Raw genomic sequence first — 14,775 nt, 5'->3', positions numbered from 1 at the left:
TGTTTATTAGTCGAGAGCGATTTCGGCTATCACGTTCATACCTGCTCTCAACCTATCCATATTCTCCTGTCCTTCTTCCAATTCTATTTTCACAGGTATTCTTTGTACCACTTTCACAAAGTTACCAGTAGCATTATCAGGAGGAAGTAATGAAAACTTAGCTCCTGTAGCTCCGGCTATAGATTCTACCTTGCCTTTAAAAGTAGTTCCGGGCACAGCATCTACAGATATTTCTACCTCCTGGCCTGGGCGAATCTTCTCCATTTGAGTTTCCTTAAGGTTAGCTACTACCCAGATATCATCATCTTCTACTATGGCAAATAATGACTGCCCAGCCTGTACCAACTGACCTACCTCTACATGTTTTTGTGAAATAATGCCATTTATCGGTGCTGTAAGTATCGTATATGAAAGTTGCAGCTTAGCAAGATCTAACTGAGCCTTACTTATTTTCACATTGGCTTCGGCCACTCCTATGTTATTAGCAGAAACCTGACTGGCTGTTTGGTTCGCATATGTTTGTCGAGATGCTACAGCCTTTTGTCTTTCGAGCACCTCTAGCCTTCTCTCAGCAGATTCTTTAGCTGCTTTTACATCATCAAACTGTTGCTGTGTGATTGAATGATCCTTGATCAGGTTTTCATATCGGTTATAATCTTGAGTAGCTCTCCATAAATCTACCTTAGCCGCTTCTATGTTAGCTTGTACAGTGGCTATATTGGCTTGCGAAGTGCTTACATTAGCATTAGAACTGGTAGCTCCAGACTTTACAACTTCCAGATTAGCTAAGGCATTTTCATATGACGCTTCAGCCTGTTCTACTCTTATTTGATAATCTTTAGCATCTAATATTACCAGAGTATCTCCCTTTTTCACCGCCTGATTATCATCAATGTAAATTTTATCTATATAGCCGGAAACTTTAGGAATTACCGGGCTAATGTCAGCTTCTAGCTGTGCATCTTCAGTTTCTTCATAATGTAGGGAATGGATGTATTTGAAAACTCCATAAACAAGGCCTACAAGCACAATTCCGGCAAAAATAATAGGGAATAATTTGTTACCCTTCTTTTTATTTTGTTCCGGCTTTTCCATTGGCGTATTCATCTTTTACTATTGGTAATTATTTTTCTATATTAAATTCTTCACTTAAAATTCCTGAGTCTTTGGCCAGCTGATAATAACTGATGGTAGCATCAGCTTTAGCGTGCGTTTCATTGACTTGAGCCTGAAGCTGCTGCACTTGTGCTTCCAGCACATCGGTAAGCAGAGCTACACTATTTTCATAGCTGTTATTGGTAATCCTGTAGTTTTCTGTAGCCTGACTGCTGGCTACTTCTAATGTCTGCAGCTTCTTAAGCTCGTTTTGATAATTAGCATAATCTCTATAAATCTCGCGTCTCACATTATCCCACTGCATGTCAGCCATAATAGAAGCCTGATCTGCCCGAGCCTGAGCCTCTTGCACCTGATGGCGACCTTTATATAAGTTTGAAAGGTTATACTGCAGCCCCAGACCTACGTTTACAGCATTAGTAATAGTAGCTACATTAGGAATATGAGCATCTACATACCCAGCAGTAAGTGCTAATGAAGGATAATAAGAACCTTTGGCTATTTTAATACTGTTTGTAGCGGCAAGCTCTCTATTCTTACTCGCCTCGAGGTCATTTCTTTGGCCACCAGCCTGCTCCATATAGTAGCTGATTTCATTTACTGAATTGGCACTTAATTTAGAAATCTCGGTGGTATCAATTTTTATAACCGTGGCATCTGGCAACCCTAAAAGTATACCCAAATTATAGTTAGCCACATCAATGTTATTATTTACTTCCAGCAGGTTAAGCTCCATGTTACTTTGCTGCAGTTGTGCTTTAAGTAAATCATTGCGAGTAATTACACCATTGGCTTCCAAGCTGGTAAAAAGCCTGACTCTTTCTTCGGCCTCGTGCAAACTTTCTTGCACTAGTTTCTGAGTAGATAGTAGTTTATAAAAGCTATAATATGCGCTAATCACATTAAATACTACTTCTTCTTTCTCGTTTTCAGCATCTAGCTCAGAGGCCTTTTTTAGGTAATCAGACATTTTTACGGCATTGCGAAGCCTAAACCCACTAAATAATGGCTGGGTAAGATCTGCCATTCCATAAGTCAGCGATGATACATCTGGCGTAGCGGTAGCTCCCTCACCTTGACCCTCTCCACCTAAATGTGTTTCAATAGTAGGTGTGTTTACCCGCATGTGTGCTCCTGAAATACTCAATTCAGGATACTGATCCATTTTACTCTCTGAATATTGAGCCTCAGCTTCTTTTACTGAGGCATAAGCTATTTTGAGCGACTTACTGTTTTCCAAGCCGAGCTCCACGGCTTGTTTCAAATTCAAATGCTGCTCATCCTGAGCATACAGAGTAAAAGTTAAAAAGCCCATCAAGGCTATCAAACAACTTTTTTTCATACTACTTTTCTAAAAGATAACTACTTAAAATACTTTTTAAATGTCGTTTCAAACGTGGTTTTATATCCTCCTCTTCCTTACCTCGGATGAGTAATTTTTGTGTGATTTTCCCTTGCGTGCACTGATTTATAAGCCCAAACATGGTCATGATTACCATTTCCACATCTGCCTCTTGTTTAAATACTCCTTTGTTCTGACCATCTACTATCACTCCCTTCATCTCATTCCAGTTTACTTCCAGCACATCCAGAATCCGCTCATGCAAATCATGCCTCTGGCTAAGACTCAGCTCCCTGTGTAGCATGAGATTAAACTTCTTATGGGAAAGTATTCTGTCTACGAATAGCTCAATAAGCGCATAGAGCATCTCAATCGGAGTCTTATTCATTTTTTTATACTCACCTATTTTTTCGCGAGTGTAGAATACTCTTCTGGCAATCATCTCTTCCAGCAGATTTTCTTTAGACCCGAAATAGTAAGAGATCATGGCTACATTAACACCTGCCTCATTCGCCAGCTCTCTTACAGAAGTAGCATCAAAGCCCTTTTCTAAGAACAGCTTATCAGCAGCTTCTAATATTCTATCTTTTGACATAGTTTCAATTTAAAGCAGCCTCAAAATTAATTAAACGTTTGTTTAATTTCAAACGATCGTTTAATTTTTAATATTACTGACTGATATTGAGTCAGTTACACCAAATTTATTATTAACTAAGCCTTATAAATTGATTATTAGGCATATTAAACTTAATATCGCCTCCAATTAATTAACTGAATATTACTATGGGCTTCCAAGATTCCATTATTTATCAGTTACTCTTTCCCAAGAAGAGCCTGAATAACCGAATGCTCCATTCACTTAAAACTACTTTTACCATTACGTGCTTAGCAGATGGTTTTAAGCTGGTATCTATGAACAATCAAAATCAACTTGATTATAAATGGTCTGCGGTAAAGGATGTTGTGATTACAAAAGATGGCTTAGAAATTACCACAGATTCTACGCAAAAAATCTCAAGAAAGTGGCAAGGATGGCACCAACTGATAAGAGAAGTGCCTCAGGGATACGGTAATTATAATTACGAATTTGTTCATCAATATCTGAACTCACTTGAAGGATGTGATATATGTGGACTCAAGGCTGTATATAACAATGAATGCCTCCACTGCGGTACAGAAGTCTGGAGTGATGATATAAAAGAGTTATCAGAATCTAAAAACGATTATGTTAGAGAAGAGCAGCTACTGTGGTTTATAGTAGGTGTTGATCCTGAGAAAATAGATATTAATAACAAGCCTGAAAACGGATTTGAAAGTAACCCCAACTGGAAACCTTTGATTAGTAAATACGACCAACCATGAGTACCAATATTATGAATGATAAACCCAATACTGGCATTAGAATCGCCTCCATGTTTGTAGACCATATCTTGATGGGCTTCATTATGTCACTCTGTAGCATTCCCTATATGAGTAACATGATGGCTAATATCTTCAAAAACCACAGCTATACCCCCATAGATTTTAACCATCCTTTTTTTTATGTAGTGCTTTTTGGTATGTCTCTCTATTTTTCAAAAGATGCCATTAGCGGAAGAAGTTTAGCCAAAAGGATTTTAGGCCTGCAGGTGATTAATTACAAAACTGGTAAGATTGCTTCTCCCCTACGGTGCTTTGTACGAAATATATTTATCATTTTTTGGCCTATAGAAGTAATTATTACTCTGGCCAACCCTAAAAGAAGATTAGGCGACCTGGTAGCTGGTACTGAAGTAGTAGTGTATGATAAAGAGAATCATAATAACACCATTAATTATGGACAGCTGGGAACCGCTCTTTTACTATCTTACGGTTTGGTACTGTTGATGTCTTGGCCATTACGTTCATTGCAGGAATATGCGGGAGATTTTCAAACTAAGCCTGTGCCCACCTCTTATGACATAAGTAAGGTAGGTCTTCTTGAATTACAGCTTAAAAGTAAGTTGCCCGATGATGCAGTAGTATCAGTACTAGCCTATAATAAAATAATAGGTCAGCCAGATAAGGCTTATTTAGAAATTACTATAATCCTTAATGAACAATACTCTTCAGATAAGGCATTTAACGAGTTACATGATCAGGTTATTTCAATTATAAATACTCAATACGCTAAAGATACTTATAAAGGCTACGTTTACTATAAATATAAAACTGACTACTCTGTGACCGCTAAGACTGTCTCCTTGTGATGATTATGTTTACTCAGCAGATTAAGTTTGTATTAATAAAATATTAAATAAAACTTCTTCCGTATCGTGCTAAAATTAACGCCTTCACCTACTTAGATTTAGTCTAAATAGTTTTTCAGGCTTATTTTTTCCCATACATTTGCGGCAATTTATATTTAATCTAAATTAATTGTCGCTAGTCTTGAGAGCTTTTTATTTGATTTTTTTATTAGGTCTTAGTCAATCTGTTTTTTTCACAAAACAGTTCTAAAGGATCTATTCACGGCCATGTAACTACTGCTAATGATCCATTACCTGGAGTAGCCGTAGTCATAAAAAACTCTAACAAGGGAACCATTACAGATATTGATGGCAATTATGCGTTAAAGAACATCAATGCAGGCTCGTACACTTTGCTCATAAGCTTTATGGGATATAAGGCTCAGGAGAAGCCATTAGAGATAAAAGCTGGTTCCAATCAGGAAATCAACATTTCTTTAGAAGAAGAAACTTTAGAAATGGATGAGCTTGAAATAGTAGGCAAATCCATTACTCAGGAAGTGACAGAGCAGGCTTATAGCATATCTACCATTTCCACCAAAAATCTACAAAACACCACCGCTGATGCCAAAGATGTTCTTAACAGACTCCCCGGAGTAAGGGTTTTAGAAGAAGGAGGACTAGGATCTTCTCTCAGCTTTTCATTGAACGGTTTCTCCGGAGATCAGGTAAAGTTTTTCTTAGATGGTATACCCATGAATAACTTTGGATCTTCTTTAAGCTTAAGCAGCATACCTGTTAATGCCATAGAAAGAATAGAAGTCTATAAAGGAGTTGTGCCTGTGTGGCTAGGTACTGATGCTCTCGGCGGTGCTATTAATATTATCACTAAGCAAAACAGTAATTTTCTTGATGCCTCATATTCGTTCGGCTCATTTAATACACACAGAGTAAGCATTAACGGAGCGCATACTAATAAAAAAACAGGATTTACCGCCAGAGGTAGCCTTATCTATAATTACTCTGATAATGATTATGAAGTGAATGTGCCAATTACTGATGCTAACGGAAATGTGCTTTACCGAACCAACACCAAGCGCTTTCATGATGCCTATGAATCAGCCACCGCAAAAATTGAAGCAGGGGTAGTTAATAAAAAATATGCTGATCAACTTCTGTTAGGGGTAATTGTATCTGGTGATGATAAAGAAATTCAAAATGGAGCTATTATGGCTCAGCCCTTTGGAGCGATAACAAGAGATAGTAAATCAATTATACCGACACTCAAATACAACAAAGAAAATATTTTCATTCCCAAGTTAAACTTAAGTCTAAACAGTTCTTTCAACTTCACAGAAACCAATAATATAGATACCCTAAGCGGAGTATATTATAACTGGTTAGGAGAAACCATTCCCCGAGGTCAGCCTGCAGAAAACGGTCAGGCCAATGATCTGGAGTTTAAAATTCGCGAATTTACCAACCAGCTCAACCTGGGGTATGCTATTACCAATAAGCACTCTTTAGCTCTTAACTATGCCTTTCAAAACTATCACAGAGAAAGCTATGATTATGAGCACCCAAATGATCCATCTAACGACCTTCCCGGCATCTTGAATAAACATGTACTGGGCATGGCTTATAAATTTCAACCTAACAAAAAGTGGAGTACCACCCTATTTGGTAAAGGCTACTTTCTAAATCTGGAAACTAATCAGCAATCAACGTCTACAGGTAATGAAGAAACTACTAGCATATATAAAGCTAGTTCAGAGACATTTGGCTACGGCTTAGCCACTTCTTACTTCCTGCTTCCTCAACTTCAGTTAAAGGCTTCTTATGAAAAGTCTTATAGATTGCCTTCAGCTAATGAAGTATTTGGTGATGGTAATTTCGTTTCAGCTAATTCAGATCTGCAACCAGAAGAAAGTAGTAATCTTAATGTGGGCGCCAACTTGGGTTTGCATATAGGAAAAGATCACCATATTACTGTGGAAAGTAACTTCGTTTACAGAAATGCTGACAATCTAATTTATCAGGTAGTAACGGTTTCAAGTCCTGAAACAAACTACAGTAACCTGGCCAAAATAAGAACGCTGGGTGTGGAAGGGTCTATAGATTATCAATGGAAAAATTTATTGAATCTTGGCGCCAGCATTACTTATCAAAACATTACAGACCAGGCAGACCGGGTTTATAATGACTATTCAGGATGGCAAACCAATTTCAATAAAGGATACAGACTACCAAATACTCCTTATTTATTCGGAAATGCCAGAGCGGTTTTTACCCCTTCTGCTTTACTTGACATGAATAACACTCTTCGCATCAGCTATTTCTACAATTTTAATAAAGAATACTTTTTAAGCTGGGCTAAATATGGATCTGCTGATAGCAAAACGGTAATTCCTGCACAGTCATCTCACAACGTAGAATTAGCCTACAGCCTTAAGGATGAAACTTACAATATAAGCTTGGAGTGCAGAAATCTGACAGATGCCAGACTTTATGACAAATACTATTTGCAGAAACCTGGTAGAGCTTTTTACATTAAGCTTAGATACGCAATCGGACGATAATTGATTACACTATATAAATTTAACTTAAATATGATTTCGATGAGAAGAATGAAGCAGTTTGCTTTCAGTTTACTCGCAGCCAGCGCTGCATTTCTGATGACAGCTTGCAGTGATGATGATGACGATAATACCCCATCAGGTCCTGCAGGTGACTATGTGCTTTCGCTTGCTATTCAGGGTAGTGAAGGTGGATTTACTTACTACAGCGTTCCTTTCCAAGATGTAATGAGTGGCAACCTTTCCGCTACTGGAAGAGGAATAGAACAGCCAGGATATTATGATTTCACCCAAATTGACGAAACAATTTATAGCATAGGCGGTCTTGATGACGTTAATGTAGTGGGTATCAGTAGAGATGCTAACAATGAATTAATTCAAGTAGGTGATGTTTCTTTCCCTGCAAGTCTTTCTGATATTGTAAAAGCAGATGATAATACACTCATCTCAGTAACAGTAGATAATGAGGCTGACTCTATCATATTCAATAAGTTTAACCCTAATACTGTAGCAGTAACAGAAACAAAAAGCGTAGCGGTTTCAGCAATAACAAATGAAGTAGGGCCATCTTACTCTGGTATGGTAGTAAGCGGAGACCACTTATTCTTGAGTTATTATATTAGCATGCCTGAATCTCCGTATTCAACCTTATTTACAGATGAAGCACAAGTTGCCGTATTCTCATACCCAGAGCTAGAACTTGAGAAAATAATTACTGATGACCGTGTTGGTCCTATTGGAGGCTTTAACACGAAGAGTGGTCTTGTAAAAGACGAAGATGGGAATATTTATGCTTTTTCTCACTCTAATCCTGCGAATGGCTATACACAAAGCACAAAGCCATCAGGAGTTTTAAAAATCAACAGCGGAGAAACAGAATTTGACACAGAATATTTCTTTGACATAGCGGCTGCTTCTGATGGATATAACACGGCTCATGTGAAGTACCTAGAAGATGGAAGAGCATTCGCGGAAATTAACGTAGCCGATAGATCTGAACAAGTTCAATGGGCTGATGGTCCACTACAATCTGCTATCATAGATTTTGAAAACCAAACTGTAAACTTCATTGCTGATGTACCTGAACACCCAGGTCAAGGCAGAAGGTTAGCCGCTTTATATGCTGACGGGTATGTATACATTTGTATACCTCAGGGAGACGATATCACCATATACAGAATGGATCCTGATACTTATACTTCAACCGTAGGAGCAACAGTAGAAGCGAATTTTGTTGCAGGATTTTTCAAACAATAATTAAATACAAGCGATTCTTTTAATTAAAGAGTCACTTTTATAAAAACAAAGGAGGCTGACTTAAAAGTAACTTTTGAGACAGCCTCCTCATTTCATACACCTCTCCATGAAAAACAAAAAGAAGAAAAGTGCACTAAGAAGATTCAACGATTGGATTCACCTTTGGTTGGGATTAGTTTCAGGAATAATAGTATTCATTGTGAGTATTACCGGGTGCATATATGTTTTTCAACAGGATATTAAAGACGCCTTGGAGCCTTGGCGCTTTGTAGAGGCACAAGACAAAGCCTATGTTCCGCCAAGCGTATTGCTGGATACGGCAGCGCAATACATGCCTTCTTCCAAGCCCACTGGTCTCACCTATGCTCATAGTGAAGGGGCTGCTGCTGTTGGTTTTAGCTCATTTGAAGAGGGTAAAAGGAGCTTCTCTGTGGTGTTTATGAATCCCTATACAGGTCAGTTTCTAAATAAACAGCAGACCATTGGCGATGGTGAGTTTGATTTTTTCAGGTTTATCATTGATGGTCACCGTGCGCTTTGGCTTCCTTATGACATCGGCAGACCTATTGTAGGCGTAGCCACCATTATCTTTATTATTCTTCTCATTACCGGCCTTGTTATGTGGTGGCCTAAAAATCTGAAGAAATCAGAAATGAGAAAGAGCTTTAAAATAAAATGGAATGGCAGCTTTAAAAGAGTCAACTATGACTTGCATAATGTGCTGGGCTTTTACAGTTTATTGCTTGCCCTTATCATTGGCCTTACAGGACTAGTTTGGAGTTTTGATTGGTTTGCAGACTCACTTTACTATGTGACTTCTGCAGGAGAAGAAAGACCCGGCCATAGCCATCCTCACTCTGATATTTCAAATGCCGGCCTTATCAATAACGAAACCACCTCTCCACTAGATAGAGCCTGGTATAAAACTATGGAGCAGGAGCACGACCTACAAGGTATGTACATGACACCTCAACTGAGAGATGAAGATGACGCCGTGGAAATTACGATATATAAAATTCACGGTGCATGGTATAATCATAACACTTACTTCTATGATCGTTATACGCTGGAGCCCCTTCGTCACCCAGGTGATCGTTTTGCTGAAGCCTCTTTTGCAGATCAGCTGTCTATGATGAATTATGATATTCATATTGGAACTGTATTAGGCCTTCCCGGTAAAATACTTGCTTTTTTTATAAGTCTTATTTGCGCTAGCTTACCCATAACCGGCTTTTTAGTGTGGTGGAATAAAAAGAAAAAATCAAAGGCTAAAAAGTTAAAATCAATCCAGAAGAATGGTACGCCACGAAAAGCGATGCCAAGACCAAAAACTACAAAAAGACAGTCTAGTTTGGCTTGATTTTATTCTGGAACTAAAAGCATTTAGTCACTATTTCTTAAACATTTGTTAACCGGCAATTTTTGCAGCACTCGGTGTTTCATGCAAATTTTGCGGTGATGAGACAACCTGATCTGATATTATTTAATAAAATCAAAAAAGGCAACAAAGAGGCCCTTGAGTATCTTTTTGTGAAGTACTATTCATCATTATGTAACTTTGTTAACCACCTGATAGCAGATCCTGAAAGTGCTGAAGAAATAGTGTCAGATGTGTTTTTTCTAATTTGGAATGACCGAAAAAAGCTCAACGTTCATACTAACACCAAATCTTACCTTTTTACCATCGCCAGAAATAAAGCCCTTTTACATATTAAAAAAAGGCCTTTTTTAGCAGAGAATATAGACAGTGCTCTCAATACGGAAGACTTTAACAATCCGGAAACCCACCTATTATTTAATGAGCTAAACACTTATTACCAACGCGCGTATGAGGCACTCCCACATCAGTGCCAGCTCATATTTAAGATGCACAAAATAGATGGACTCAAATATGTGCAGATAGCTAAGATTCTTGAAATCTCCATTAAAACAGTAGAAAATCAAATGGGGAAAGCGCTTAAGCTCATCAGAGAAGCCATTGAAATCTATCAGTTAGAGAAACATTAACTAAGTGTTATCTGCGCCTATTTAGTGTTAACAATTTCATAAACACTTCAGGATAGGGGTCAGCTAGCCATATTTCACTCATAACATTAAACGACCCAATGTTTAATGCAAGACATAGAAGTAATCATAGCTAAGTACCTCGCCAATGAAGCCTCTACTCAAGAAGTAGATCAGCTTTACCAATGGCTTTCTAATAATGAGGCGAACCAGAAAAAGCTTAACCAACACATTAAACTTTGGGAACAACCGTATAGAGATGAAAAATATTTTGACACTGGCGTAGGCTTAAGGAAACTCAACACTAAAATTCAAAAGAAAGAACGCCGCAGTGGATCTGTTTGGTTACAAACAGCTGCTGCCATAGCACTCTTGCTCATCTCCTCACTTATTATCTGGCAAGTTTCTACATCGGGTTCATTACAGATTTCTACTATTGTAAAGGCCAACCCATACGGTCAGAAATCCACCTTCCAACTTCCTGATGGCACTATAGTAAAACTAAACGCTGGTAGCACCTTAGAATACCCTGAAGAATTTGATAACAATATCCGATTAGTAAAATTAACTGGCGAAGCCTTTTTTAATGTCCAGAGAGATGAAAGGCATCCATTTATAGTGGTTACTGGTGAGGTGAGTACTAAGGTGCTGGGTACCTCTTTTAATATCAATGCTTTTACTGATGAACCGGAAATAACTGTTACAGTAGCTACAGGAAAAGTAGAAGTTTCAGAAAACACAGGAGCACAGGTAACGCTGCTACCCCATGAAGAAGCAGTTTATAAGAGGTCAGAAAAACTACTCACTGAGCAGTCAGCAGATATGGAAGCGGCGCTCGCCTGGCGAGATAACAACCTGTTATTTCATAATGCAAGCATAAGCAAAGTAATTAATCAACTGATGTATTGGTATGGAGTGAAAATAGAACTAAAAGACAATAGCCTTGGCCATTGTCACATCACTGGTTCATTTAAAGACGAAACCTTAACTCACGTGCTTCAGGCTTTAGAGCTAAGCACTAATATTCATTATAAAAAACAGGCTGACACTTACATTTTATATGGAGACGGATGCCAATAAAAACTAAAAATAACCGGCATACTGATCACGCCTGAGAAACGATACAATCAGATACCGGAAATATGTTTAAAGCTGATAATTCACCAATGGGAACTACCTTAAACTTTTTAAATCTATGAAAAAAAATTTACTGAAGTCTATTAAAATGCTCAGCAAATACCTGATCTATGGACTCATTATACAAGCGGTAGTGAGCAACATACTACTGGCAAGTACCACTTCAGCACAGAGTGTGTACCAGGTAAAAATGTCTCTGAAAAGAACGCAGGGTAATCTTACTCAGTTCTTTAAAGAAATAGAGCAACAGTCTGACTACCATTTCACCTATAGTGAAGACCAAATTAACCTGCAAAAGGAGGTGAAAATTAATAAGTCTTATAACACTTTGGGAGATCTGCTGGCCTACATTTCCAATCAGAGTGGCATTAGCATAAAGCAAATTAATTATAACCTGATAGTAAGTAAGGCTAAAACTCCATTGATAAGCACTCATGATGACAGAGGAATTATTACAGGAAGAATCACCGATGGAGATACTGGCGATGTGCTACCAGGTGCCACAGTAAGAGTAGCAGGCACAAACTATGGTGCTTCTTCGAATACCGAAGGTGAATACAGCCTTAGAGTATCTAGCGGTGATGTTACCATTGAAGTGAGTTACATTGGTTTTGGTACCATTTCAGAAACCTTCACTATAAAAGGAGGAGAGACTATTGTAAAAGACTTTACCCTAAAAGCAGATATTCAGGAGCTTGAAGCAGTTATGGTAGTGGGCGTATTACAAGGACAGGCCAAAGCCCTGAACCAGCAAAAAACTGCTGATAATATAAAAAACATAGTGGCCGCCGAGCAAATTGGTCGTTTTCCTGACCCTAACGTAGCGGAAGCATTGCAAAGAGTACCTGCCATCTCTGTAGAAAGAGATCAGGGTGAAGGTAGATATGTTTTGGTGAGAGGATTAGCTCCTCAGTTTACTAACATAAATATTAACGGTGCTCAGATCCCTTCACCTGAAGCAGGTGTACGCTTTATTGCTCTTGACGCTATTCCTGCTGATCAGCTGGCATCTATAGAAGTATCTAAAGCGCTTACTCCTGATATGGATGGTGATGCTATTGGCGGATCTGTTAACCTGATAACAAGAACAGCCAAAACCAGAACTCCTTCCTTTAGCGGTACGCTCGTGGGTGGTTATAATAACCTGATGGATAAGCCTAACGCCCAGGGATCATTGCAATACGGCCAGCGATTTGGTAAGTCAGAGCAGCTGGGTATTCTCTTAAATTCCAGCTATTATTTTACTGACAGAGGATCTGACAACTGGGAAAGAGATGGTAGTGAATTAGAATTTAGAGATTATGAACTGACCCGTACTCGCCTCGGCTTGAGCGGAACCATTGATTATCACTTATCAGAAAATAGCGAAATATATGTGAGAGGTATTTATAACCGATTTACTGATCGTGAGTGGAGAAGAAGATATGTTTTTGTGCCTAATGAAGACAACTCTCCTTTTGAAAACAATGAAATAGAAAGATCTATGAAAGATCGATTTGAGTCTCAAACCATCACCAGCATAAGTGCAGGCGGTAACCATACCTTCCCTAAGCTGTCTTTTGACTATGAAGTGTCCTATTCTGATGCCGAGCAAGATACTCCTTTTGACAATGAAGTTAATTTCATCGGTAAGCCAGACCAACTAAGCACCGATTTTAGTGATAGCAAATGGCCTGTAATGACCTCTGTTTTCCAAGATGAAGAGGCCTTAGTAAATGGCAGCACCACTTATACTCCTCAAAATGCTTATTTGAACAATAACAATTACGAGTTTGATGAGCTGGAAACGGGCAACACACTTGCCAAAGACCGTAACATAAGTGGTAAGATCAACATTAACCTTCCTTATAATCTGGCGAATAACCAGGCCATTTTAAAATTTGGTGGTAAAGTCAGGTTTAAGGATAAAAGCTTATCAGTAACTCAAAACACTTTTGAATGGGAAGGTGCCGACGACTTACTTCTTAGTCCGTTTGAAGGGGGTTTAGTAGATCACCACTTCCTTGATGATCATTATCAAATAGCGGCTCATGCTGATATGGATCGTGTATTAGGCTTTTTTAATGCCAATAGATCAGGATTTGCTCTGGATACAGAATCTAAAATAGAAGACGAAAACAGTGAATCATATGAAGCTGAAGAAGATGTATATGCCGCTTATATCATGTCAAAAATTCAATTTAGAAAGCTGATGTTATTAGGTGGTGTTCGTTATGAACATACCAATGTTAATTACAAATCAAACTCAGTTATTTATGATGAAGACGGCGATTTTGATGAAGTATTAGCAGAAGAAGGCGGCACCAGCTATGACTTTATTCTGCCTCAGGTTCATTTAAAATACAACCTTAACAACACTACTAACCTGAGAGCCGCTGCCACCTTCTCTTATGCAAGACCTAATTTCGAAGACATAGTTCCTCAAAACGTTATAGAGCTTAGAGAAAGAGAAGGAACCATTGGTAACCCTAAGTTGGAGCCGGTAAGTGCTTTTAACCTGGATCTTATGGGAGAGAAATACTTCGGCACAATAGGTATTATTTCCGGAGGGCTTTTCTACAAAAGGTTAGATAATTTCATTTACAGCCGTACTAATTACCAAACCATTGAGGATGTAACCAACATGCGTATTACACAATCGGTAAACGGTGGTGGTGCTGATCTGGTAGGTATTGAAGTCGCATATCAACAAAACATGACCTTTCTCCCTGGTAAACTAAAAGGGCTGGGTCTATATCTGAATTATACTTATACAGCCTCTAACGCTGAGCTAATCAGAGAAGAAAATAAAGAAGAGATCAACCTACCAGGTCAATCTAAGCATGTGGGTAACATATCAATCAGTTATGATTTGGGCAAGTTTAACACTCGCATTTCTGCTAACTACCGCGGTTCTTACTTACAAGAGATCGGTTCCGAACCAGATGAAGATATCTATTTAAGTGAAAGACTTCAGTTAGACTGGACCATGGCTTATGCTATTAACAATAAATTCAGAGTGTTTGCCGAGTTCCTTAACCTGACTAATGCTCCTTTTGAAGCGTATATGGGCAATGAAGATGTGGTGATTCAAAGAGAGTTTTATTCATGGTGGTCAAGAATAGGCCTTAAGTTCGACCTTTAATTTATAATGCTT

Annotated in this window: 11 protein-coding genes; 8 read left to right on the top strand and 3 right to left on the bottom strand. The window is 38.5% G+C overall.

Annotated features, from left to right (window positions below; all coding sequences use genetic code 11):
- Window positions 1-6 precede the first annotated feature (6 nt).
- From LVD15_RS08160 to LVD15_RS08150, 3 genes are read right to left on the bottom strand one after another with little or no spacing between them, the layout of a single operon-like run.
- Window positions 7-1,095 (bottom strand): HlyD family secretion protein, encoded by a 1,089-nt coding sequence (locus tag LVD15_RS08160; protein ID WP_233779805.1) that lies wholly within the window; start codon window positions 1,093-1,095, stop codon window positions 7-9.
- A gap of 28 nt (window positions 1,096-1,123) precedes the next feature.
- Window positions 1,124-2,458, bottom strand: coding sequence for a TolC family protein (locus LVD15_RS08155; RefSeq protein WP_233779804.1), 1,335 nt, complete (start codon window positions 2,456-2,458; stop codon window positions 1,124-1,126).
- 1 nt (window position 2,459) lies between these two features.
- Window positions 2,460-3,053: a TetR/AcrR family transcriptional regulator gene (locus tag LVD15_RS08150; RefSeq protein ID WP_233779803.1), complete on the bottom strand. Its 594-nt coding sequence runs from the start codon at window positions 3,051-3,053 to the stop codon at window positions 2,460-2,462.
- A gap of 188 nt (window positions 3,054-3,241) precedes the next feature.
- Here LVD15_RS08150 and LVD15_RS08145 point away from each other — a divergent pair, with 188 nt between their 5' ends.
- The 8 genes from LVD15_RS08145 to LVD15_RS08110 all read left to right on the top strand — a co-directional run bounded on the left by LVD15_RS08145 (window position 3,242) and on the right by LVD15_RS08110 (window position 14,763).
- Window positions 3,242-3,820, top strand: a complete 579-nt coding sequence (locus LVD15_RS08145) for a hypothetical protein (protein ID WP_233779802.1) — start codon at window positions 3,242-3,244, stop codon at window positions 3,818-3,820.
- Entirely contained in the window at window positions 3,817-4,686 is an 870-nt protein-coding gene (locus LVD15_RS08140; protein WP_233779801.1) for an RDD family protein, read from the top strand. The genes LVD15_RS08145 and LVD15_RS08140 overlap by 4 nt, the downstream gene beginning before the upstream one ends.
- Before the next feature lie 224 nt (window positions 4,687-4,910).
- Window positions 4,911-7,244, top strand: a complete 2,334-nt coding sequence (locus LVD15_RS08135) for a TonB-dependent receptor (RefSeq protein ID WP_306416976.1) — start codon at window positions 4,911-4,913, stop codon at window positions 7,242-7,244.
- A gap of 39 nt (window positions 7,245-7,283) precedes the next feature.
- Window positions 7,284-8,498 carry a DUF4374 domain-containing protein gene (locus LVD15_RS08130; protein WP_233779800.1) on the top strand — a complete coding sequence of 405 codons (1,215 nt, stop codon included), beginning with the start codon at window positions 7,284-7,286 and terminating at the stop codon, window positions 8,496-8,498.
- Window positions 8,499-8,604: 106 nt separating this feature from the next.
- A complete protein-coding gene (locus LVD15_RS08125) occupies window positions 8,605-9,858 on the top strand; it encodes a PepSY-associated TM helix domain-containing protein (RefSeq protein ID WP_233779799.1) in 1,254 nt (417 codons plus the stop codon).
- Between the two features lie 98 nt (window positions 9,859-9,956).
- Window positions 9,957-10,505 (top strand): RNA polymerase sigma-70 factor, encoded by a 549-nt coding sequence (locus LVD15_RS08120; protein WP_233779798.1) that lies wholly within the window; start codon window positions 9,957-9,959, stop codon window positions 10,503-10,505.
- A gap of 105 nt (window positions 10,506-10,610) precedes the next feature.
- Window positions 10,611-11,582, top strand: coding sequence for a FecR family protein (locus LVD15_RS08115; RefSeq protein ID WP_233779797.1), 972 nt, complete (start codon window positions 10,611-10,613; stop codon window positions 11,580-11,582).
- A gap of 115 nt (window positions 11,583-11,697) precedes the next feature.
- Window positions 11,698-14,763, top strand: coding sequence for a TonB-dependent receptor (locus tag LVD15_RS08110; RefSeq protein ID WP_233779796.1), 3,066 nt, complete (start codon window positions 11,698-11,700; stop codon window positions 14,761-14,763).
- Window positions 14,764-14,775: the final 12 nt, after the last annotated feature.

This window comes from Fulvivirga maritima (genome assembly GCF_021389955.1).
GTDB classification, from domain to species: domain Bacteria; phylum Bacteroidota; class Bacteroidia; order Cytophagales; family Cyclobacteriaceae; genus Fulvivirga; species Fulvivirga maritima.
This window is presented reverse-complemented; position numbering and strand designations above follow the sequence as displayed.

Bases quoted from the DNA above. Each gene is read 5' to 3' on its own strand.
- LVD15_RS08160 (WP_233779805.1), bottom strand. From the start codon at position 1,095: ATGGAAAAGCCGGAACAAAATAAAAAGAAGGGTAACAAATTATTCCCT.
- LVD15_RS08155 (WP_233779804.1), bottom strand. From the start codon at position 2,458: ATGAAAAAAAGTTGTTTGATAGCCTTGATGGGCTTTTTAACTTTTACT.
- LVD15_RS08150 (WP_233779803.1), bottom strand. From the start codon at position 3,053: ATGTCAAAAGATAGAATATTAGAAGCTGCTGATAAGCTGTTCTTAGAA.
- LVD15_RS08145 (WP_233779802.1), top strand. From the start codon at position 3,242: ATGGGCTTCCAAGATTCCATTATTTATCAGTTACTCTTTCCCAAGAAG.
- LVD15_RS08140 (WP_233779801.1), top strand. From the start codon at position 3,817: ATGAGTACCAATATTATGAATGATAAACCCAATACTGGCATTAGAATC.
- LVD15_RS08130 (WP_233779800.1), top strand. From the start codon at position 7,284: ATGAGAAGAATGAAGCAGTTTGCTTTCAGTTTACTCGCAGCCAGCGCT.
- LVD15_RS08125 (WP_233779799.1), top strand. From the start codon at position 8,605: ATGAAAAACAAAAAGAAGAAAAGTGCACTAAGAAGATTCAACGATTGG.
- LVD15_RS08120 (WP_233779798.1), top strand. From the start codon at position 9,957: ATGAGACAACCTGATCTGATATTATTTAATAAAATCAAAAAAGGCAAC.
- LVD15_RS08115 (WP_233779797.1), top strand. From the start codon at position 10,611: ATGCAAGACATAGAAGTAATCATAGCTAAGTACCTCGCCAATGAAGCC.
- LVD15_RS08110 (WP_233779796.1), top strand. From the start codon at position 11,698: ATGAAAAAAAATTTACTGAAGTCTATTAAAATGCTCAGCAAATACCTG.